The organism is Nocardia cerradoensis NBRC 101014 (assembly GCF_000308535.1).
Taxonomy (GTDB): domain Bacteria; phylum Actinomycetota; class Actinomycetes; order Mycobacteriales; family Mycobacteriaceae; genus Nocardia; species Nocardia cerradoensis.
Genome location: NZ_BAFW01000186.1, coordinates 1 through 19,402 on the forward strand (window position 1 = coordinate 1; position 19,402 = coordinate 19,402).

Genomic DNA, 19,402 nt, shown 5'->3' on the forward strand with positions numbered 1-19,402 from the left:
TCCAGCGAGTTGCCGTAGCCCCACGGATCGTCCACGGTCACGACCTCGCCGTAACGGTAGCTCTTGAAGACGTTCCAGATGAACGGCAGCGTCGAGGCACCGAGGATGAAGGCGCCGATCGTGGAGATCGTGTTCAGGGTGGTGAAACCGTCGGTCGGCAGGTAGTCCGCGTAACGACGCGGCATGCCCTCGTTACCCAGCCAGTGCTGCACCAGGAAGGTGGTGTGGAAGCCGACCATGGTCGCCCAGAAGTGCCACTTGCCCAGGCGCTCGTCCAGCATGCGGCCGGTCATCTTCGGGAACCAGAAGTAGATACCCGCGAAGGTGGCGAACACGATGGTGCCGAAGAGCACGTAGTGGAAGTGCGCGACCACGAAGTAGGTGTCGGACACGTGGAAGTCCAGCGGCGGGCTGGCCAGGATGACGCCCGACAGACCACCGAAGAGGAAGGTCACCAGGAAGCCGACCGAGAACAACATCGGTGATTCGAAGGTCAACTGCCCCTTCCACATGGTGCCGATCCAGTTGAAGAACTTCACACCGGTCGGAACCGCGATCAGGAAGGTCATGAACGAGAAGTACGGCAGCAGCACCGCGCCGGTGGCGTACATGTGGTGCGCCCACACCGCGATCGACAGCGCCGCAATGCCCAGGGTCGCGTAGACCAGGGTGGTGTAACCGAAGATCGGCTTACGGCTGAAGACCGGGAAGATCTCGGACACGATGCCGAAGAACGGCAGCGCGATGATGTACACCTCGGGGTGGCCGAAGTACCAGAACAGGTGCTGGTAGAGCAGCGAACCGCCGGTGGCCGGGTCGTAGATGTGGCCGCCCAGGTGCCGGTCGTAGGCCAGCGCCATCAGCGCGGCGGTCAGCAGCGGGAAGGCCAGCAGCACGAGGACGCTGGTGACGGCGATGTTCCAGGTGAAGATCGGCATCCGGAACAGGGTCATACCCGGGCAGCGCAGGCAGACGACGGTGGTCAGCATGTTGACACCACCGAGGATGGTGCCCAGACCGGAGACGGCCAGACCCAGAATCCACAGGTCGGCGCCGACACCCGGGGAGTGCACGATGTCCGACAGCGGAGTGTAGGCGGTCCAGCCGAAGTCGGCGGCGCCACCGGGGGTGATGAAACCCGCGGTCGCCATGGTCGCGCCGAACAGGTACAGCCAGTAGCTGAACGCGTTCAGACGCGGGAAGGCGACGTCGGGCGCACCGATCTGCAGCGGCAGCACGATGTTGGCGAAGCCGAACACGATCGCGGTCGCGTAGAACAGCAGCATGATCGTGCCGTGCATGGTGAACAGCTGGTTGAACTGCTCCGGCGACAGGAACTGCAGACCCGGACGAGCGAGCTCACCGCGCATCAGCAGGGCCATCAGACCGCCGATCATGAAGAACGACATCGCGGTCACCAGGTACATCACACCGAGGACCTTCGGGTCCGTGGTGGTGACGGCCTTGTAGATGAACGAACCCTTCGGGCCCAGTCGTGCCGGATACGGCCGTGTCGCTTCCAGCTTGGGGACTGGCTGGGGCTCTACAGCAGTCACTGATCCTCCTGAAGGTGTGCCTTCTGCTCGTTTCGCACGCTCGTGCGTTCCGGCGCATGACGAAACGACGGTGGCTTGCGCTAGAGGCATCGTAAACCGTGGCGTCGCAGGCGTCCGACGGGGTCCTACTCTGTGTCGTATTCGCCGCGCGGACGGTGCCGCAATCATCCTGCACGTGGGCGCATGTACCCTACGCTGCATGCCGGTGAGCGAACGCGTCTCCACCCGAAAGCCCAAGACCCGCAAGCGCACCAGTGCGCGCCGGCTCGCGCTCGGCGGCGCGGCGGCGGGCGCCGTGGCCGTCCTGGTCACCGGCTGCGGCACCGGGGGCGACGACGCGTCGAGTTCGATCGTCCGGACCACCACCAATATCGCCGGCGCGAGCGTGGTCGGCATCGAGCGCGACACCACCCGCGCCTGCGCCCTGCCCAGCGCCCCCGACCAGGCCTCGGGCACCCACACGGTGGCGGGGACCCAGGTGCCCGCGGATCCGAAACGCATTGTCGTACTGGATACCGCGGCACTCGACGCGGTCTGCGCGGTGGGCCTGTGGGAGCGGGTCGTCGGTGCGACCACCACGGCCGGACCGGCGCCGCAGCCGAACTATCTGGGCACCGGTGTCCTGAAGATCCCGAGCGTGGGCACCTCGGGGGCGGTGGACACGGCCAAAATCTCCACGCTGCAACCGGATCTGATTCTCGGCGCCGCGGGTGACGGGGATCTCGCCGCGCTGCGCGGGATCGCTCCGACCGTGCTGGTCGACCATCGCGGCTGGCAGGACGATTTCACCGCCTACGCAGAGGCTCTGGGCCGCGGTTCGGCCGGCGCGAAGGCGCTCGCGGACTACCGCACGGACGCCCGCGAAACCGGGGCCTCGATCGCCGCCAACCTGTCGCAGGCGTCGGTGATCCGCTTCTCCCCCAAGGATATTCAGGCCCAGGGCACCGACACGTTCGCGGGACAGGTACTCGCCGACGCCGGCGTGCAGCGCCCCGGCGCCCAGCGCGATGGCTCGTTCACGGTGGACAGCCTCGCCACCGAAAGCGACCGCAACAAGATCGAGGGCGACATCATCTATCTGATGTTCGACGGCCCCGACGGTAAGAGCCACGGCGAATCAGTCATGAAGAGCGACGACTGGAAAAAGCTCGGCGCGATCGTCGACAAACGCGATTTCGCCGTCGAGGACGACCTCTGGCACGGTTCCGGGCTCACCGCGGCGCGGGCGATCCTCGACGACCTGCGCAAGACGCTGAACGGGTACGTGACGGACTGATCCGGTGACGCGCGGTCGGCCGCGGCAGGCGTCGCGTCCCGGTTCATCGACCGTCCGCCTCGCCCGTCCGTCTCTCGCTACGCGATGACGTGTTCGGCCGGCCCGTCGGTGGACGGCGTGGATCGTCGACGGCCGCGCGTGGGCGTAGCGCATAGGCGGGCACCAACTGATCGGTGAGATGCAGCGGCGCCCGTCCGTCCGCGTAACAGACCGAGAAATTCACCCGCCCCAGCCATTCCCCGCTGAACGAGGGCACCCAGTGCGTCAGCGTCCCCGGCCGCTCCCCCGTCATATCCAGCCCCGCCCCGTTGACGTGCCGGGGCGCGCCCGGATCCCGGATGAGAATCGCATCCAACCGCACCCACACCGGTTTCGGCGGTTGCACGAGCACCCGGTAGTAATAGCCGGCCTCGTTCGGATACTGCAGCTGCGGTTCGGTCCCCTCGGTCCGCGGAACACCGTCCGGAAGCCGTCGCGGCGCTCGGCCGGAGAACCCATCGCCCGTCCCCTCCGACGACACACCCCCACCGGCACTCGAACACATATTCGAATAATACCGAGCGGTCGGCCCGATCGACACCCACCCCACCGCATCCGGGCCACACCCCGTCCGAGCACGTCATGATAGGTCGGATGGGCACACTTCTCGTGCTGGTGAACGGTCTTCCGGGCGCCGGCAAATCGACCGTCGGACAGGCGCTGGCACGGGTCCTGGGCGCCCGATTCCTCTCGAAGGATGTGGTCAAGGAGGCGCTGGCGACCTGCGTCGAGGACCCCGCCGGCCTTCCGGATCTGGGCGGTGTGGCGATGGACGCGGTCTGGTCGCTGGCGCGAACCAGTCCCACCTCGGTCGTCATCGATTCCTGGTGGTTCGCACCACGCGACCGGCAATTCGCCCGCGCCGGTATCGAGAAGGTGGGCGCGGACCGGGCCGTCGAAGTCTGGTGCCACGTCCCCGCGCACGTCGCGAAGGCCCGCTACACACGACGGCGACGCGCCGATTTCTTCCACGACGACGAGCGCCTGCGCACGCAGTGGGACATCTGGGCGGACCAGGCGACGCCCCTACACCTCACTCCGATCGTCGTCGTCGATACGACCATCCCGGTCGACTACACCGATCTGATCGAACGGATCGAGCGGGCCACCGACAATCCCGGGAACGTCGCCCACCTCAGGCGCGGTCGTGGACGGTGACGGCATATCCGTCGGGGTCGGCGAAGGTGAAGGTTCGGCCGAAGGGGCCGTCCACGGGCGCGGCGAGGATCGAGACTCCGGCCGCGGCCAGATGATCGTGCACGTGCTGCGCGTCGCCGGCGTGCAGCCACAGTGCGACACCGGCGCCCGGGCGCGGCGCGACCGCATCGAGGTCGACGCCCGGCAACGGCGTCCGCACCGCGAAAGACACCGGGGCCGTGTCGAATACGACCGCGCCGGGCGGGCTCGCCGGAGCGCGGCGCAATCCGAGATGCGTCTCGTAGAACTCGGCCGCCGCCTCCACATCACGCACCTGCAAGGCGATGAAGTCGGGTCCGGTGACAGTAGCCATGGGGTTTCTCCTTCTATGTCAGGGTTCTGACATAGAAGAGTATGTCAGAATCCTGACATGTCGCAAGAGAAGGTGGATCTCGATTCGTCCGTGGGTTATGTCCTCAAACAGGCCGCCGCGGCGTTGCGTGGTGCCATGGATACGGCTCTGCGGCCGCTGGGCCTGAGCGTGCCGCAATACGCGTGCCTCGAATTGCTGGGTCAGCGACCGGGCCTGTCCGCCGCGGAACTGGCCCGCGGCGCGTTCGTCACCCGCCAGTCCATGCATTCGGTGCTGCAAGGACTCGAGGATCGCGGTCTCCTGGACCGTCCGTCCACGGCACCGCACGGGCGGGCCTTACCGACCCGGCTCACCGCCGAGGGCGCCCGCCTGCTCGCCCGGGCCAGTCACGTGGTCGCCGAGGTCGAAGGCCGAATGATCGCGTCCCTGCCCGCAGGCAACGCCGAACGCCTGCACCGAGACCTGACCACGTGCGCGGAAGCTCTCGATCCGGCGAAGCACTGAACGGCTCCATCCACCCGGCGGGCCGGCCGGCACACGGCGCCTTCCCACATACACGAAACCCGGACGTACGCAATGCGATACGCCCGGGTCACGCGAGAGCGAAACTCAGAACTCCCAGTCCTCGTCTTCGGTGTTGACCGCCTTACCGATGACGTAGCTGGAACCGGAGCCGGAGAAGAAGTCGTGGTTCTCGTCGGCGTTCGGGGACAGCGCCGAGAGGATCGCCGGGTTGACGTCGGTCTCGTCACGCGGGAACAGACCCTCGTAGCCGAGGTTCATCAGCGCCTTGTTGGCGTTGTAGCGCAGGAACTTCTTGACGTCTTCGGTGAGGCCGACCTCGTCGTAGAGGTCCTGGGTGTATTCGACCTCGTTCTCGTACAGCTCGAACAGCAACTCGAAGGTGTAGTTCTTGAGCTCTTCACGCTCGGGCTGCGTGAGATCCTCGAGACCCTTCTGGTACTTGTAGCCGATGTAGTAGCCGTGCACGGCCTCGTCGCGGATGATCAGGCGGATCAGGTCGGCGGTGTTGGTGAGCTTGGCCCGCGAGGACCAGTACATCGGCAAGTAGAAACCGGAGTAGAACAGGAAGCTCTCCAGCAGCGTGGAGGCCACCTTGCGCTTGAGCGGCTCGTCGCCCCGGTAGTACTCGAGCACGATCTCGGCCTTGCGCTGCAGATTCGGGTTCTCCTCCGACCAGCGGAAGGCGTCGTCGATCTCACGGGTGGAGCACAGCGTGGAGAAAATGGAGCTGTAGCTCTTGGCGTGCACCGACTCCATGAACGCGATATTGGTCAGCACCGCCTCTTCGTGCGGGGTCCGCGCATCCGGAATCAGGCTCACCGCACCGACCGTGCCCTGAATGGTGTCCAGCAGGGTCAGACCCGTGAACACGCGCATGGTCAACTGCTTCTCGTGCGCGTTCAGCGTGTTCCACGACGGAATGTCGTTGGATACCGGAACCTTCTCCGGCAACCAGAAGTTGCCGACGAGCCGGTCCCAGACCTCGGCATCCTTCTCGTCGGGCACCCGATTCCAGTTGATCGCAGACACTCGATCGATCAGCTTCACGCCCGCTCACTCACCCTTCCCGCTTCGCCGGTCATTGTACGCTCGGACACTACTCCTAGTGGGCCTCCGCTCAGCACAGCACAAGAGCTTGTGTCTTCCATGTCCTGGGCAAATGCGTTCCGGGGTGGGAAGTTCCACACCGCGGCGGCAAGCGAATGACGAGCGCGCGATGCACAGGCTACTGCCGGCGCCACGATCGCGGCAACGATGCCGAAAGTTTGCCATTGCGATCCAATCCCCGGGCCGTGCCGGAACATCGCGCCCACCCGCGCCGAGAGGATGCCGCATGAACCCCGATCTCCGTATACGTTTCGCTGTCGACGACGAGGCCCTCTCGCGACTGCACGCGGACGCATTCGGCGGTGACCGGACGGTGGTGCCCTGGCAGGCGCGCCTGGAACGGCACAGCCGGTCATGGGTCGGCGCGTTCGCCGGTGAGCGACTCGTCGGTTTCGTGCACGCGGTGTGGGACGGGGGGAACCACGCGTTCCTCCTCGACACCGCGGTCGCCCCGGATCTCCGCCGGCAGCGCATCGGATCCGCCCTGGTGCAGACCCTGGCCGACGACCTGCGTGAACTCGGTATCGAATGGCTGCACGTCGATTTCGAACCTCACCTGCACAGCTTCTATCGCGACGCGTGCGGATTCCGCGCCACCGACGCCGGCCTGCTACGACTGAACTGACACCGAACTCCGTTCGCCGAGTAGCAGTTCGGCCACGGCCTCGGGTGCTTCGTGCATGGCGTCGTGGCCGGTGGGGAGGTCGTGGACCAACCATTCGGGGTCGGCTTGCAGGCGGGTGCGGAGGTCGGCGAAGGGGGTGCGGTCTTCCCAGCCGGAGCAGTAGACGAACTCTCGGCGCGGGACTCGGGCGAATGCGCCGGTGAGCCGGATCGTCTGCATGAAGGACGCGAGGGGGTGAGGGCGGCGGCGGGGGTCGCCGTCGCCGGGCGGGCGGACGGCGTAGCCGGTGGTCGTGGCGCCGTCCGTGATCACCTGCCGGAAGTAGTCGTTCATCGCCGACCAGCACGATTCGCCGTCACGGGGGACGTACGCGTCGAGATGCACCAGGCGGGCGATTCTGCCACCGGCGCGGTCGGCCGCGGCGGTGATCACCATGCCGCCGTAGCTGTGACCGACCAGCGTCACGTCCGTGAGGTGGGCGCCGTCGAGGAACGCCACGACGTCGACGGCGTGTGTGTCGAGGTTGGTCGTCGCGACCGTCGCCGCGTCGTCGTCCGGGCGCAGACCGGTCAGGGTCAAGGCGTGGACGGTGTGACCGGCGCGCTCCAGCAGCGGAACCACCGCCTCGAACGACCAGCCACCCTTCCAACCGCCGGGCACCAAAACGTATGTCGCCATGAGCTTTTCCCACTTTCTCCAGCCGCGGAGTCGAGGCACGCCACCTCGACCACCTCACGTGGAGACAGTCTCACCGGCGGGGAGCGTGGCTTGCTACCGATAGAAAGCCATTCGATACCTGTTCACCGCCAACCTCCCCCAGGTGGACGAATGTGGACCGTGAGGCGTTGCCGCCGAGGCGGTTTCGATATCTATACCGCGCAGAATTTCGTCCGGCATCGCTCGTGCGACGACGCCGGCAGCGACGGGTACCCGCCCGCCGAGCATCGCACGGCCGCCGGGACAGCGGACTGCGCGCCGGCCTGCGGGTCGACGGTATGGTTGGCGCCCACCCCGATGCCCGCCTCCCGGCGGCTTGCGGTCGCCGGCGGTCCCGGCTCAGATCCCCAGTACGAGCTTCGCGGTCGTGAAGTAGATGATCAGCCCCGTCGCATCGACCAGCGTCGTCACCATGGGCGCGGAGATAACCGCCGGGTCGATGCACAATTTCTTGGCCAGCAACGGCATCGTGCCGCCGATGGTCGCGGCCCAGCCACAGATGATCACCAGGGTGATGCCGACGACCAGCGCGATCTGCGCGCCGACGAACGCCGCGCCGATGACCATGCCGACCACCGCGAGCATCGAGCCCAGCACCAATCCGACCCGGCATTCGCGCCAGATGACCTTCAGCAGATCCGACACCCGCACCTCGCCGACGGCCAGGGCCCGCACGCACGAGGTCGCCGCCTGCGCACCGGCATTGCCGCCCGCGCCGATCAGCAGCGGAATGAACAGCGCCAGATGCGCGGCCTGGGCCAGCGTCGCCTCGAACGCGTCGGTCACCGTGACCGTCAGGGTCGCCGCGACCAGCAGCAACAGCAACCACATGGCGCGGTAGCGGGCCAGCTGGAACACACCGGCGGCCATATAGTGCCCGGACCAGGGGCTCGCACCGGCCTGCCGCGCCACATCCTCGCTGTCGGCGGCCTCGATGACCTCCACCGCGTCGTCGATGGTCAGCAGTCCGACCAGCCGATCCTCACTGTCGACGACCGGCAGGTTGATCAGGTTGGTCTCGCGCATGAGCCGCGCCGCCTTCTCCGCGGCATCCATCGCGCGGGCGAAAACCGGTGCGGTGACGACGAGTTCGGTCAGCATCGTGCCGGGATCGCTGAGGACCAGTTCACGCATCTCGACCACGCCGGTGAGCCGGCGGCCGCCGTCCACCACCGGCAGCGTGTACACGGTCTCGGCATGGGCGCCCTTGGCGCGCACCACCCGCAGCGCCTGGTCGACGGTCAGATCACAGTGCAGCGCAACGACTTCCGGCGTCATGTAGCGGCCGACCGAACCCTCGGGGTAGCCGAGCAGCGCCGCGGTCATCCGCCGTTCGCGTGGGCTCAGCCCGGCCAGCACCTTCTTCGCGACCGTCGCGGGGGCCTCGCGCAGCATCCGGGCCCGGTCGTCGGGGTCCATGCCTTCGACCAGTTCCCGGAAGCTCTGATCGCGCATTCCGGATAGGATCTGCTGCTGGTCGACCGGCTCGAGCTCCTCGAACACCGCCAGCGCCCGGTCCTTGTCGAGCAGCCGGAACGCGATGCCGGCGTGCACGGCGTCCATGCGCGCGAGTTCGTCGGCGATCCGATGCGGGGCGTTGTCGTCCAGCCAGGTCAGCGCGGCGTCGACGCGGCGGTCGTCGATGAGGTCGCGGAGCGAGACGTGGTCCGAATGCTGTTCGGCGACAGCCGTTTCGGCGGCGGCAGCACTGCGAACCGACGTATCGGCGGAACTCGAATCGGCGACGGCAGCGTGGTATCCGCTCGCGTCGACGGCGCTCGTTTCCCCCGCACTCGTTTCGGTCGCGCGTTTTTCGCCGGCAGACGCGCAATCGGGCTCGGCTCCGACGTGGTAGAGCCCGGTTTCCGGAGAGGTGGCTGCGTGTCCGTCATCCGGGACATCCGGGCGTGCGGGCGCGGCAAAGAACAGATCGGTCGACATGACAGAACCTCGGCATACTGCGAGTGGGTACGGGATCACGGATCACACCGCGAGGCACCGACCTCGCCACCGAAAGCTCTACCGGCAGAACAGGAGGACGGCGCCGCGCGGCCTTCGACTCGGGGGTTCGCTACGCACAGCCACCCACCTCCTCATCGCCAGCACCTCACCGTCAGGAAATTTCGGATGCCCTCCCGGCACCCCGATGACCTGCCTCGTCGCCTGGTCATCGCCCGGACGCACAGCGCCCGGATGCAGGTTACACCCCCAACCGCCGCCGCGCCGAACCACGAAACTTCGGTTTCGCCCATGCACCGAGCGAGGGGTGATCAGTACGACGGCCGCCGCCTCCCTCACTCGTCCTTCGTTTCGGCCGCATCCTCGACGCAATATCGACATGTCTCCTTGAAGACACCCTTGTTCGTGTGATGTCGCGTGTGGGCACTGCGCCTGCTCGAAGGCATCGGTCGTCCCTTGCGGGCGGCGGACATCTTCGCCCGAGTCTCAGGGCTGGCCGTCCGCCCGAAGTTCGGATTTCCCGCACCCATTCGCATTTCCGAAAGTCGCCGACGCGATTCTTCCGGCATCGCATGGCCGAATCCCGGGTGCGCAGCGCCGAACTTCCCGAAGTTGGGATTCGCTTCGCCTCGAAACGAGCCGTTGCGGTCGATCGACCATTTCGCGCGTTGCGATGCCGAGTGTGTGCGGCCGAAAAACGGGTTCTCGTCACCGAAACGACTCACACCCGGACGTCCGGTCGACCGAATCCGCGCGGCCTCCCGCATTTCGGCGGTCCAGATCACACCAACAGGCCCCAGTCCACCCTCGGACAGGTTGAGTAGCGGCTGACCTTCTTTCCGTAGATAGGCAATCCATGCGATTTCAGCCCGACCCAGATCCTCAAGGCCGTAAACCCAGTCCAGGACATCCGCAACGACGGCGTCACGATCCTGTTTGCGCAGCCAGTCGTAGAACGGCGTCTTGCGACCTGCCGCAGCTGCCTTGAAGTGTTGACCGAGCCGTACGTGCTCCGGCTTCGTCGTGAGCCCCACATAGCGGTAGTCGTACTCGGTGCGGAGGCGAACTCCGTAGATGACACCGTATTTCGGCTTATCCATCGCACCCCCGCACCGAATCGACTACGCGCGATTACAACATGCAGGAGACACAATTCTCAATTTCAGTCCCTTGCAACGCCATCTGGCGGATGCGGATGTAGTACAGGGTCTTGATTCCCTTGCGCCAGGCGTAGATCTGGGCCTTGTTGACGTCGCGGGTGGTGGCGCTGTCCTTGAAGAACAGGGTCAGCGACAGGCCCTGGTCCACATGCTGGGTGGCGGCGGCGTAGGTGTCGATGATCTTCTCGTAGCCGATGTCGTAGGCGTCGGCGAAGTAGTCGAGATTGTCGTTGGTCAGGTAGGGGGCCGGGTAGTAGACGCGGCCGATCTTGCCTTCCTTGCGGATCTCGATCTTCGACGCCACCGGGTGAATCGAGCTGGTGGAGTGGTTGATGTAGGAGATCGATCCGGTCGGCGGCACCGCCTGCAGGTTCTGGTTGTAGATGCCGTGCTCCATGACCGAGGCCTTCAGCTCGCGCCAGTCCTCCTGGGTCGGGATGTGCACGCCCGCTTCGGCGAAGATCTCCCGCACGCGGTCGGTCTTCGGCTCCCAGGCCTGTTCGGTGTACTTGTCGAAGTATTCGCCGCTGGCGTACTTGGACTCCGGGAAGCCGCCGAAGGCCGTGCCGCGCTCGATGGCGAGCTTGTTGGAGGCCCGAACCGCGTGGTAAGCGACGGTGTAGAAGTAGATGTTGGTGAAATCCACACCCTCTTCGGATCCGTAGTGGACCCGCTCGCGCGCCAGATATCCGTGCAGGTTCATCTGGCCCAGGCCGATCGCGTGGGATTCGTTGTTGCCCTGTTCGATCGAGGGCACCGAGTAGATGTGGGTCTGGTCCGATACCGCGGTCAGCGCCCGGATCGCGACCTCGATGGTCTGCCCGAAATCCGGTGAGTCCATGGCCTTGGCGATATTGAGCGAGCCGAGGTTGCAGGAGATGTCCTTCCCGACCTTCGCGTAGGACAGGTCGTCGTTGAACACCGACGGCGTGGAGACCTGCAGGATCTCCGAGCACAGGTTGGAGTGGGTGATCTTGCCCTTGATCGGGTTGGCCCGGTTCACCGTGTCCTCGAACATGATGTAGGGGTAACCGGATTCGAACTGCAGCTCGGCGATGGTCTGGAAGAACTCGCGGGCGTTGATCTTCGACTTGCGGATGCGCTTGTCGTCGACCATCTCGTAGTACTTCTCGGTGACGTCGATGTCAGCGAACGGCACGCCGTAGATGCGCTCGACGTCGTAGGGCGAGAACAGGTACATGTCCTCGTTCTTCTTCGCCAGCTCGAAGGTGATGTCGGGGATCACCACACCCAGCGACAGCGTCTTGATGCGGATCTTCTCGTCCGCGTTCTCGCGCTTGGTGTCGAGGAAGCGGTAGATGTCCGGATGGTGCGCGTGCAGGTACACCGCACCCGCGCCCTGACGCGCGCCGAGCTGATTGGCGTAGGAGAAGGAGTCCTCGAGCAGCTTCATGATGGGGATGACGCCGGAGGACTGGTTTTCGATCTTCTTGATCGGCGCGCCGTGCTCGCGAATGTTGCTCAGCAGCAACGCGACTCCGCCACCACGCTTGGACAGCTGCAGCGCCGAGTTGATGGAGCGCCCGATGGACTCCATATTGTCCTCGATGCGCAGCAGGAAGCACGAGACCGGTTCGCCGCGCTGCTTCTTGCCCGAGTTCAGGAACGTCGGGGTGGCCGGCTGGAAGCGGCCGTCGATGATCTCCTCGACGAGCTGCTGCGCGAGGACCTCGTCACCGGCGGCCAGGGTCAGCGCGACCATGCAGACCCGGTCCTCGAACCGTTCCAGATAGCGCTTTCCGTCGAAGGTCTTCAGCGTGTAGGACGTGTAGTACTTGAAGGCGCCGAGGAAGGTCGGGAACCGGAACTTCTTCGCGTAGGCCTGCTGGAACAGCTTCTTGACGAAGGCCCGGCTGTACTGGTCGAGCACCTCGGGCTCGTAGTAGTTCTCCTCCACGAGGTAGTCGAGCTTCTCGTCGAGGTTGTGGAAGAAGACGGTGTTCTGGTTGACGTGCTGCAGGAAGTACTGCCGGGCGGCGGCGACATCCTTGTCGAACTGGATCTCACCGTTGGGCCCGTACAGATTCAGCATCGCGTTGAGCGCGTGATAGTCCAAGCCCTCGGTCGAGGTCTCGGTGCTGACCGGGCGCTCTAGGCGGGCCGTCTTTCCGGCCGGTGCTGTTGTCGTTGCCAAAACAATCCCAATCCCTCTCGGACGCGCTCGACGTCCTCGGCGGTTCCCATCAGTTCGAAGCGATACAGGTACGGCACCCCGCATTTGCGCGAGATGACCTCTCCCGCATAGCAATACGTATCGCCGAAGTTCGTGTTGCCGGCCGCGATCACCCCGCGCAACAGCGCACGATTATGCGGATCGTTGAGGAATTTCGCCACCTGTCTGGGGACGAATTCCTTGTCCGAACGACCGGCTGCTCCCTCGCCGCGCTGCGCGTCGAACACGTGCCGGCCGCCACCGTAGGTGGGGCAGATCAGCACATAGGGCGTGTCGACGCGCAGCGAATCGGCGGTGCGGAGCGGAATGCGAACGGCCGGCAAACCCAGCCGTTCGACGAAGCGGTGCGTGTTCTCCGACGCGCTCGAGAAGTAGACCAGAGCGGGCGTCGATTGGGTCCCTTCCCCGGACAACCCAGCCATCCCACTCCCCCTTCCCACATCGGACGAACGGTGACCGCAGCGGATCAGGCCGCGGCGGTCACCAGGGACTTGATGCGGTCCGGACGGAAACCGGACCAGTGCTCATCGCCGGCGACGACGACGGGGGCCTGCAGATATCCCAGCGCCATCACGTAGTCGCGGGCCTCGGGGTTCTCGGAGATATCGACGACGTCGTACTCCACACCGGCCTTGTCGAGCGCGCGGTAGGTGGCGTTGCACTGGACACAAGCGGGCTTGGTGTAGACCGTGATACTCATGGGTGACCCTCTCTCCTTGCCTTATCCGATGCAGCCTTGAATCGGTACGCCATCTGCTGTGAGCATCCGTACTGAGCACGATCCATCTGGTACTGCGCAAACCCCTGGAAGTAGGGGCACCACCGGCGATCACACGGTGGTGATCGGCTCGGAGTTCGTCTCCCCTTCCAGCGTTCAAGACACTACACCTAGTGGCCGACAGATTCATACAACACGACATGTTGCGAACCACAAAGATGAAATTCGACGGCCGTAAGTACCAGGACAGTCGATTCGCAACCCGACACGGCAGTGGCGCAGATCACGATTTTATGTCCAGCTCTTTCTCAGCAAACCCACTGCCATCTTTAGTCACACCGGTCACGCCGACCTCAACATGCCCACTGCGACACGCCCGAAACAGCCGAGTGCCGCGCCCGTTCCGGAGAACGAACGCGGCACCCCGCCACCTACTCCGGCGTGTCGCAGCCGGACCGGATCAGCCCTGGCGAGCCTTGAACCGCGGCTCCTTCTTGTTGATCACATAGGTCTTGCCACCGCGTCGCACCACCTGGGCGCCCGGCTTGTCCTTCAGTGAACGCAGCGAGTTCCGCACCTTCATGACAACCTCCTAATGGAAATGGTTTTCATATCCTATAGGGCCGCATGCCGCGGCCACCAGGACGCCGGTCACGGCGCACCGGTCCACCCGGACACACAGAGGGGCCGCACCGTCGGTGCGACCCCTCGAAAGCTCGAGCCGGTTACCGTCTCACGCTCAGGCGTTGACCGATTCCCGCGCGGCGACCAGTTCGGTGATCGCGGCGGCGAGCTGGGTGAGGGCCTCGGCGTCCTCGCGCGGATGCGCCTCGCCGAAGCGCTGGCCGATGGTGCCGAAGTGCAGGTGCGCGCTCTCCACGACGCTGCCGCCGGCCACGCCGACCGCCTTCACCGTGTCACCGTGCGCCCACTTCGCGGCGTTCTGGCTGATCGAGGCGCTGATCACGGCGACCGGCTTGCCCTTGATCGAACCCGCGCCGTAGGGACGCGAGGCCCAGTCCACGGCGTTCTTGAGCACGGCCGGGATGGTGCCGTTGTATTCGGGGACGAACAGCACCAGCGCGTCGGCGGCGGCGACGGCGTCACGCAGCGCCTGCGCGGCCGCGGGCACCTGACCCGCTACGTCGATGTCCTCGTTGTAGAAAGGAATATTCCCGAGACCGTCGTAGATATCGACCTCGACACCTTCCGGTGCGGTCTGGGCGGCGGCCTCGGCCAGCTGCCGGTTGATGGAACCGGCACGCAAGCTGCCGACGAGAGCCAGAATGCGAGTCTGTGACATGATCACTCCTTGTGCGGTGGGGCGGCGGTGGCTTCCGCTTTCACGACACGTTAACCGGACTACGGTCCGCTTTCATTCCCGGGTCATGGGGTAACCGAACTGTGAACTGCGACACTCCGGATTCGCCGCCATCGAATTCGTCCCATTCGTCCGATCCGCACGCGTCGGATCCGGTCTTCGCCGCCGCGCCGCATCCCGGCGCGCTGCCCTTGGAGGCCGTGGCCGTCGAACTGCCGCCGTCCGCGATCACCACCGCGCTGCCGGTAGCCGAACACTCCGAGCGCAGCGATGCCGTACGCAACCGTCAACTGCTGCTCGACGCCGCCGAGGAACTGGTGCGCGAATTCGGCGCCGACGGCGTCACGATGGACGCGGTCGCCAAACGCGCGGGCGTCGGCAAGGGCACCGTGTTCCGGCGATTCGGCAATCGCTCCGGGCTCATGCTGGCGCTGCTCGACCAGTCCGAGCAGAAACTGCAGGCGGCGTTCATGTTCGGGCCGCCGCCGCTGGGCCCGGGCGCCCCACCGCTGCAGCGGCTGATCGCCTACGGACGCGCCCGCCTGGCCGGGATCGAGGTGGAGGGCGAAATGCGCCGCGCCGCCGACGAATCCGGCCGCTACGCCAGCGCACCGTACAACATCTCGAAAACCCATGTCTCGCTGCTGCTTCGACAGCTCGAAGTGGGCGGCGACATCGCACTGACGGCCGACACCCTGCTGGCCATCCTCGACGCCGGCCTGGTGCTGCATCAACTGCGAGTCCTGGGTTATAGGCCCGAACAGATCGCCGACCACTGGGAAAACGTGGTGCGCGCACTCGTGGCGCCCGCCCAGTAGAGTGGCCCCATGGGGAACCTGCGCGAACAGATCATCGCCGAATTGGGTGTCGCGGCCGGGATCGAGCCGAAGGTCGAGGTGCGGCGCCGCGTCGAATTCCTGGCCGACTATCTGAGTTCCACCCCCGCAACGGGTTTCGTTCTCGGCATCAGCGGTGGTCAGGACAGCACACTGACCGGCAAGCTGTGCCAGCTCGCCGCCGAGGAACTGCGGGCCCGTGGCCGGGAGGCGACGTTCGTCGCGGTCCGGCTCCCCTACGGCACCCAGGCCGACGCCGAGGATGCCGAGGTGGCACTGGATTTCATCCGGCCCGACCGCTCGGTCGAGGTCAATGTGAAGCCGGGCGCGGACGCGGTGGCGGCCGCCACCGCCGAGGGTGTGCGCGAATTGCTCGGCGACCAGGCCCAGTTGCGCGATTTCGTGCGCGGCAATATCAAGGCCCGCGAGCGCATGGTGATCCAGTACGCGGTTGCCGGACAGCTGAATCTGCTGGTCGTGGGCACCGACCACGCCGCCGAAGCGGTGACGGGATTCTTCACCAAGTACGGCGACGGCGGTGTGGACATCACTCCGCTGACCGGCTTGACCAAGCGGCAGGGCGCGGCGCTGCTGCAGGAGCTGGGCGCGCCGCCGCGGCTGTGGCAGAAGGTTCCGACCGCCGACCTCGAAGACGACCGCCCGGCCCTGCCGGACGAAGAGGCGCTGGGCCTGAAATACAGCCAGATCGACGACTACCTCGAGGGTAAGGACGTCTCACCGGAGGTCGCCGAGCGCGTCGAGGAGATCTACCGAAACACCCGGCACAAGCGCACCGTTCCGGCGACACCGCTGGACACGTGGTGGAAAGAAAGCTGAATCCGCGTCAGCCGCCCGCGAACGGTGGTAGTACGTCGACGCGGGCGGTCAGGCGCGTGCTGTCGTCGCGGGTGAGTTCCTCGCCGACGAGATAGGCGCAGACCTTCAGCATCGGATCCAGGTCGGCGCCGTAGGCCGAGCGCAATGCGGAGCGCAGATCACCGACCGTCGCCGACTCGGGCAGGTCGAGATGTTCGCTGGATTTGCCGACCGCGTCGGCGATCGCGGCGAAATATCTGACCTCAACCACCGATGGCTCCCATCGTGCGTTCCGGGGGGACGAAATCGGCGGCGTCGATGCCGTGCCCGGCCCATTTGTTCCACATCGCGCCGCGCCACAGCTGCGCCAGTTCGTCGTCGCTCGCGCCGGCGCGCAGCAGTGAACGCAGATCGTATTCCTGATCGCTGAACAGGCAGGATCGGATCATGCCGTCGGCGGTCAGGCGGGTGCGGTCGCAGTCGCCGCAGAATCGGCGGGTGACCGAGGCGATGATGCCGACCGTGGCCGGACCGCCGTTCACCAGCCAGGTCTCCGCCGGGGCGGACGGGTCGGCGCGCCCGGCCTCGGTGAGGGTGAAGGCCGTGCCGAGAACGTCGAGCAGTTCGGCCGCCGTGACCATGTTGGTCCGCGCCCATTCGTGATCGGCGTCGAGCGGCATCTCCTCGATGAAGCGCAGTTCGCATCCCTCGTTCAGACACCACCGCAGCAGATCGACCGCACCCGAAAGCGTTTCGCGCATCAGCACCGCATTGACCTTGACCGGGTAGAGGCCGGCGGCATGGGCGGCACGGATGCCGGTCAGCACCGAACCGAGCCGATCCCGGCGGGTGAGCCGGGCGAATCCGGCAGGGTCGACGGTATCGAGAGAGATATTGACCCGGCCGAGTCCCGCGGCCGCCAGCGCGCGAGCGCGATGTTCCAGCCCGACGCCGTTACTGGTCATGGCCAGCGGTGTGTCGGGAACGGCGGCATGGCATCCGGCGACGATCTGCTCGAGATCGCGGCGCATCAGCGGCTCGCCGCCGGTGAAGCGCACCTCGCGGACACCCAGCCGCCGCACCGCGAGTTCCACCAGCCGCACGATCTCCGTGGCCGAGAGCAATTCGTCGGCCGGAATGGCCGGCAGCCCCTCCTCCGGCATGCAGTACGTGCAACGCAACGAGCACTTTTCGGTGATCGACACGCGCAGATCCCGGGCCGTGCGCCCGAATCTGTCGACGAGCAGGTCCGTGTCGGGCCGTCCGTCCAGGGAGGGCCGCCCGCCCCGGACGGCGGGAATCCCCATGAGAACGACGGTCACTCCTCCATTATGGGGGCCACCCCCACCTCACGTCCCGCAAGTCACCACCTGTGAGGTAGCCGAGCACGTCCGTGAGTGAGCCGAGCACCGCCGGAGCAACCGAACGCGAAACCCATGCAGCCGGTCTTCACCCAACCGCGACGCTGAACCCCAACGGTCTCGGCCCGCCTCGATTTTGCAGCGACGGAGGGAGGGAGCGCAGCGACTGACCGGAGGAGTGAAAAATCGAGGCCAAGGGGCCGAGACCCGCCGGAGCGAAGCGGAGGCCATATACCCAGCTAGGCTGACGTCTATGAGTCAGCCTGCCAAGACTGTGGCTCGGTCCGTCGAGGATCATCGGGAGCGGATCGAACAGTTGCTGCGACCGCTGGCGACGCGGCAGGTGGAGCAGTTGGCGTTGCACGGGGCGCGGGGGCGGATGCTGGCCGAGGATGTGCGGTCGCCGCTGGACCTGCCGGTGTTCCGCAATTCGGGGATGGACGGATATGCGGTCCGGGCGGAGTCGGTGGCGGTGACGCCCGTGACGCTGCCGGTGGCCGGCGTGGTGGCCGCCGGTCAGGGCGGCCCGGACCGATTGCCGGACGGAGCGGCGGTCAAGGTGATGACGGGTGCGCCGATTCCGCCGGGCGCCGATTGTGTGGTGCCGGTGGAGGACACCCGCGCCGTCGACGGCGGGGTGTCGATCGAACGCGGCCGCAACGCGGGCGATTTCGTGCGCGAGGCGGGTACCGATATTCGGCGCGGTGAGTTGCTGGTGGCGGCCGGGTCGTTGTTGTCGCCGCATCGGATCGCGGCGCTGGCGGCGGTGGGCATCAGCTCGGTGAGAGCGGCGCGGCGGATCCGGGCGGCGGTCCTGACGACCGGCGACGAGCTGGTGTCGGCGGGTGTCGCGTTGCGTCCGGGGCAGATCTACAACTCGAACGGCATCGCGCTGGCTGCGGCGTTGGGCGCCAACGGGATCGACGTGGTGGACGTGTCGCACAGCCGTGACGATCCGGCCGAGTTCCGCCGCAAGTTGTCGGTCGCGACGGCGGCCGCGGATGTGGTCTTCACTTCGGGTGGGGTGTCGCAGGGCGATTTCGAAGTGGTCAAGGAGGTGCTGGCCGACTTCGGCGGCGAGTTCGGTCCGGTGGCCGTGCAGCCCGGCGGTCCGCAGGGCGTCAGTGTGGTCGACGGGATTCCGATTCTGAGTTTTCCGGGTAATCCGGTGAGCACGATGGTGTCGTTCGAGGTGTTCGCCCGGCCGATCCTGCGGCAGCTGAGCGGATTGGCTCCGGTGCCGAATTACGATGTGGCGCTGCTGGATCCGGTGCGTTCCCCGGCCGGCCGTCGGCAGTTCCTGCGGGGCCGGCGCGAAGGCGCGGGGGTGCGCTCGGTGTCGGGGCCCGGGTCACATCTGGTGGCGGCCATGGCCCAGGCCGATGTTCTGATCGAAATTCCGGCCGAGGTCACGTCGGTGGCGGCCGGTTCGCTGGTGAGGGTGCGCGAACTGTGAACGAACTGCCTGATGCCGCGGCTCTGTCGCATGTCGACGCGGAAGGCCGGGCGCGCATGGTCGATGTGAGCGCCAAGGCGGAGACGGCACGGGTGGCGGTCGCGGCCGGCCTGTTGCGGACGACGCCCGAGGTGGTGGCGCTGGTGCGCGCGGACGATCTGCCGAAGGCCGATGTGCTGTCGACGGCCCGCATCGCCGGTATCTCGGGGGCGAAGAAGACCTCGGA

The 19,402-nt window shown here is 66.3% G+C and carries 22 protein-coding genes; 8 read left to right on the forward strand and 14 right to left on the reverse strand.

Annotated elements, in window-relative coordinates:
• Positions 1-1,556, reverse strand: a 1,556-nt coding sequence (ctaD, locus tag ON23_RS19800; RefSeq protein WP_039779991.1) for an aa3-type cytochrome oxidase subunit I, incomplete at its 3' end; no start/stop codon positions are given.
• Between the two features lie 199 nt (positions 1,557-1,755).
• On the opposite strand from ctaD, the gene ON23_RS19805 reads away from it, so the two are divergent.
• Positions 1,756-2,832 (forward strand): ABC transporter substrate-binding protein, encoded by a 1,077-nt coding sequence (locus ON23_RS19805; protein WP_039779992.1) that lies wholly within the window; start codon positions 1,756-1,758, stop codon positions 2,830-2,832.
• 43 nt (positions 2,833-2,875) lie between these two features.
• Here ON23_RS19805 and ON23_RS38705 read toward each other — a convergent pair whose 3' ends face one another.
• Positions 2,876-3,376 carry a hypothetical protein gene (locus tag ON23_RS38705; RefSeq protein ID WP_174376501.1) on the reverse strand — a complete coding sequence of 167 codons (501 nt, stop codon included), beginning with the start codon at positions 3,374-3,376 and terminating at the stop codon, positions 2,876-2,878.
• An 89-nt stretch (positions 3,377-3,465) separates the two neighbouring features.
• Here ON23_RS38705 and ON23_RS19815 point away from each other — a divergent pair, with 89 nt between their 5' ends.
• Positions 3,466-4,029 carry a P-loop nucleotide/nucleoside kinase family protein gene (locus tag ON23_RS19815; protein WP_051042910.1) on the forward strand — a complete coding sequence of 188 codons (564 nt, stop codon included), beginning with the start codon at positions 3,466-3,468 and terminating at the stop codon, positions 4,027-4,029.
• On the opposite strand, the gene ON23_RS19820 is transcribed toward ON23_RS19815, so the two are convergent.
• Positions 4,007-4,381, reverse strand: a complete 375-nt coding sequence (locus ON23_RS19820) for a VOC family protein (RefSeq protein WP_039779993.1) — start codon at positions 4,379-4,381, stop codon at positions 4,007-4,009. The genes ON23_RS19815 and ON23_RS19820 overlap by 23 nt on opposite strands.
• Before the next feature lie 57 nt (positions 4,382-4,438).
• Between ON23_RS19820 and ON23_RS19825 the strand changes: the two genes are divergently transcribed.
• Entirely contained in the window at positions 4,439-4,885 is a 447-nt protein-coding gene (locus ON23_RS19825; protein ID WP_039779994.1) for a MarR family winged helix-turn-helix transcriptional regulator, read from the forward strand.
• 105 nt (positions 4,886-4,990) lie between these two features.
• On the opposite strand, the gene nrdF is transcribed toward ON23_RS19825, so the two are convergent.
• Positions 4,991-5,953 (reverse strand): class 1b ribonucleoside-diphosphate reductase subunit beta, encoded by a 963-nt coding sequence (gene nrdF, locus ON23_RS19830; protein WP_039779995.1) that lies wholly within the window; start codon positions 5,951-5,953, stop codon positions 4,991-4,993.
• Between the two features lie 286 nt (positions 5,954-6,239).
• On the opposite strand from nrdF, the gene ON23_RS19835 reads away from it, so the two are divergent.
• Positions 6,240-6,638 carry a GNAT family N-acetyltransferase gene (locus tag ON23_RS19835; protein ID WP_039779996.1) on the forward strand — a complete coding sequence of 133 codons (399 nt, stop codon included), beginning with the start codon at positions 6,240-6,242 and terminating at the stop codon, positions 6,636-6,638.
• Here the strand turns inward: ON23_RS19835 and ON23_RS19840 are convergent.
• The 8 genes from ON23_RS19840 to ON23_RS19875 all read right to left on the reverse strand — a co-directional run bounded on the left by ON23_RS19840 (position 6,624) and on the right by ON23_RS19875 (position 14,689).
• On the reverse strand, positions 6,624-7,316 hold the full coding sequence (locus ON23_RS19840; RefSeq protein ID WP_039780002.1) for an alpha/beta fold hydrolase: 693 nt from the start codon (positions 7,314-7,316) through the stop codon (positions 6,624-6,626). The two genes, ON23_RS19835 and ON23_RS19840, sit on opposite strands and share 15 nt — an antisense overlap.
• 378 nt (positions 7,317-7,694) lie before the next feature.
• Positions 7,695-9,296 (reverse strand): magnesium transporter, encoded by a 1,602-nt coding sequence (gene mgtE / locus ON23_RS19845; RefSeq protein WP_244969797.1) that lies wholly within the window; start codon positions 9,294-9,296, stop codon positions 7,695-7,697.
• 353 nt (positions 9,297-9,649) lie between these two features.
• Entirely contained in the window at positions 9,650-10,414 is a 765-nt protein-coding gene (locus ON23_RS19850) for an NUMOD3 domain-containing DNA-binding protein (RefSeq protein ID WP_039780003.1), read from the reverse strand.
• Positions 10,415-10,445: 31 nt separating this feature from the next.
• A complete protein-coding gene (nrdE, locus tag ON23_RS19855) occupies positions 10,446-12,551 on the reverse strand; it encodes a class 1b ribonucleoside-diphosphate reductase subunit alpha (RefSeq protein ID WP_039780005.1) in 2,106 nt (701 codons plus the stop codon).
• A gap of 35 nt (positions 12,552-12,586) precedes the next feature.
• Positions 12,587-13,090, reverse strand: coding sequence for a class Ib ribonucleoside-diphosphate reductase assembly flavoprotein NrdI (gene nrdI, locus ON23_RS19860; protein ID WP_051042917.1), 504 nt, complete (start codon positions 13,088-13,090; stop codon positions 12,587-12,589).
• Positions 13,091-13,134: 44 nt separating this feature from the next.
• Positions 13,135-13,368, reverse strand: coding sequence for a redoxin NrdH (locus ON23_RS19865; protein ID WP_039780008.1), 234 nt, complete (start codon positions 13,366-13,368; stop codon positions 13,135-13,137).
• 478 nt (positions 13,369-13,846) lie between these two features.
• Positions 13,847-13,969 carry a type B 50S ribosomal protein L36 gene (gene ykgO / locus ON23_RS19870; RefSeq protein ID WP_039780010.1) on the reverse strand — a complete coding sequence of 41 codons (123 nt, stop codon included), beginning with the start codon at positions 13,967-13,969 and terminating at the stop codon, positions 13,847-13,849.
• A gap of 156 nt (positions 13,970-14,125) precedes the next feature.
• Positions 14,126-14,689 (reverse strand): NAD(P)H-dependent oxidoreductase, encoded by a 564-nt coding sequence (locus ON23_RS19875; protein ID WP_039780018.1) that lies wholly within the window; start codon positions 14,687-14,689, stop codon positions 14,126-14,128.
• Between the two features lie 218 nt (positions 14,690-14,907).
• Between ON23_RS19875 and ON23_RS19880 the strand changes: the two genes are divergently transcribed.
• On the forward strand, positions 14,908-15,525 hold the full coding sequence (locus ON23_RS19880; protein ID WP_373282208.1) for a TetR/AcrR family transcriptional regulator: 618 nt from the start codon (positions 14,908-14,910) through the stop codon (positions 15,523-15,525).
• Positions 15,526-15,534: 9 nt separating this feature from the next.
• On the forward strand, positions 15,535-16,380 hold the full coding sequence (nadE, locus tag ON23_RS19885) for an NAD(+) synthase (RefSeq protein WP_039780011.1): 846 nt from the start codon (positions 15,535-15,537) through the stop codon (positions 16,378-16,380).
• A gap of 7 nt (positions 16,381-16,387) precedes the next feature.
• Here the strand turns inward: nadE and ON23_RS19890 are convergent, their stop codons facing one another.
• Both ON23_RS19890 and moaA read right to left on the reverse strand, forming a co-directional pair.
• Positions 16,388-16,630, reverse strand: a complete 243-nt coding sequence (locus ON23_RS19890; protein WP_036504097.1) for a MoaD/ThiS family protein — start codon at positions 16,628-16,630, stop codon at positions 16,388-16,390.
• The gene (gene moaA / locus ON23_RS19895; protein WP_039780012.1) at positions 16,623-17,681 is read right to left on the reverse strand and encodes a GTP 3',8-cyclase MoaA; all 1,059 of its coding nucleotides are present in this window, start codon (positions 17,679-17,681) and stop codon (positions 16,623-16,625) included. Before moaA ends, ON23_RS19890 begins: the two co-directional genes overlap by 8 nt.
• Positions 17,682-17,973: 292 nt before the next feature.
• Here moaA and ON23_RS19900 point away from each other — a divergent pair, with 292 nt between their 5' ends.
• Together ON23_RS19900 and ON23_RS19905 are read left to right on the forward strand one after the other, a co-directional pair.
• Positions 17,974-19,176, forward strand: coding sequence for a molybdopterin molybdotransferase MoeA (locus ON23_RS19900; protein ID WP_039780013.1), 1,203 nt, complete (start codon positions 17,974-17,976; stop codon positions 19,174-19,176).
• A gap of 56 nt (positions 19,177-19,232) precedes the next feature.
• A partial coding sequence (locus ON23_RS19905; RefSeq protein WP_167331875.1) for a cyclic pyranopterin monophosphate synthase MoaC occupies positions 19,233-19,402 on the forward strand: 170 nt, incomplete at its 3' end.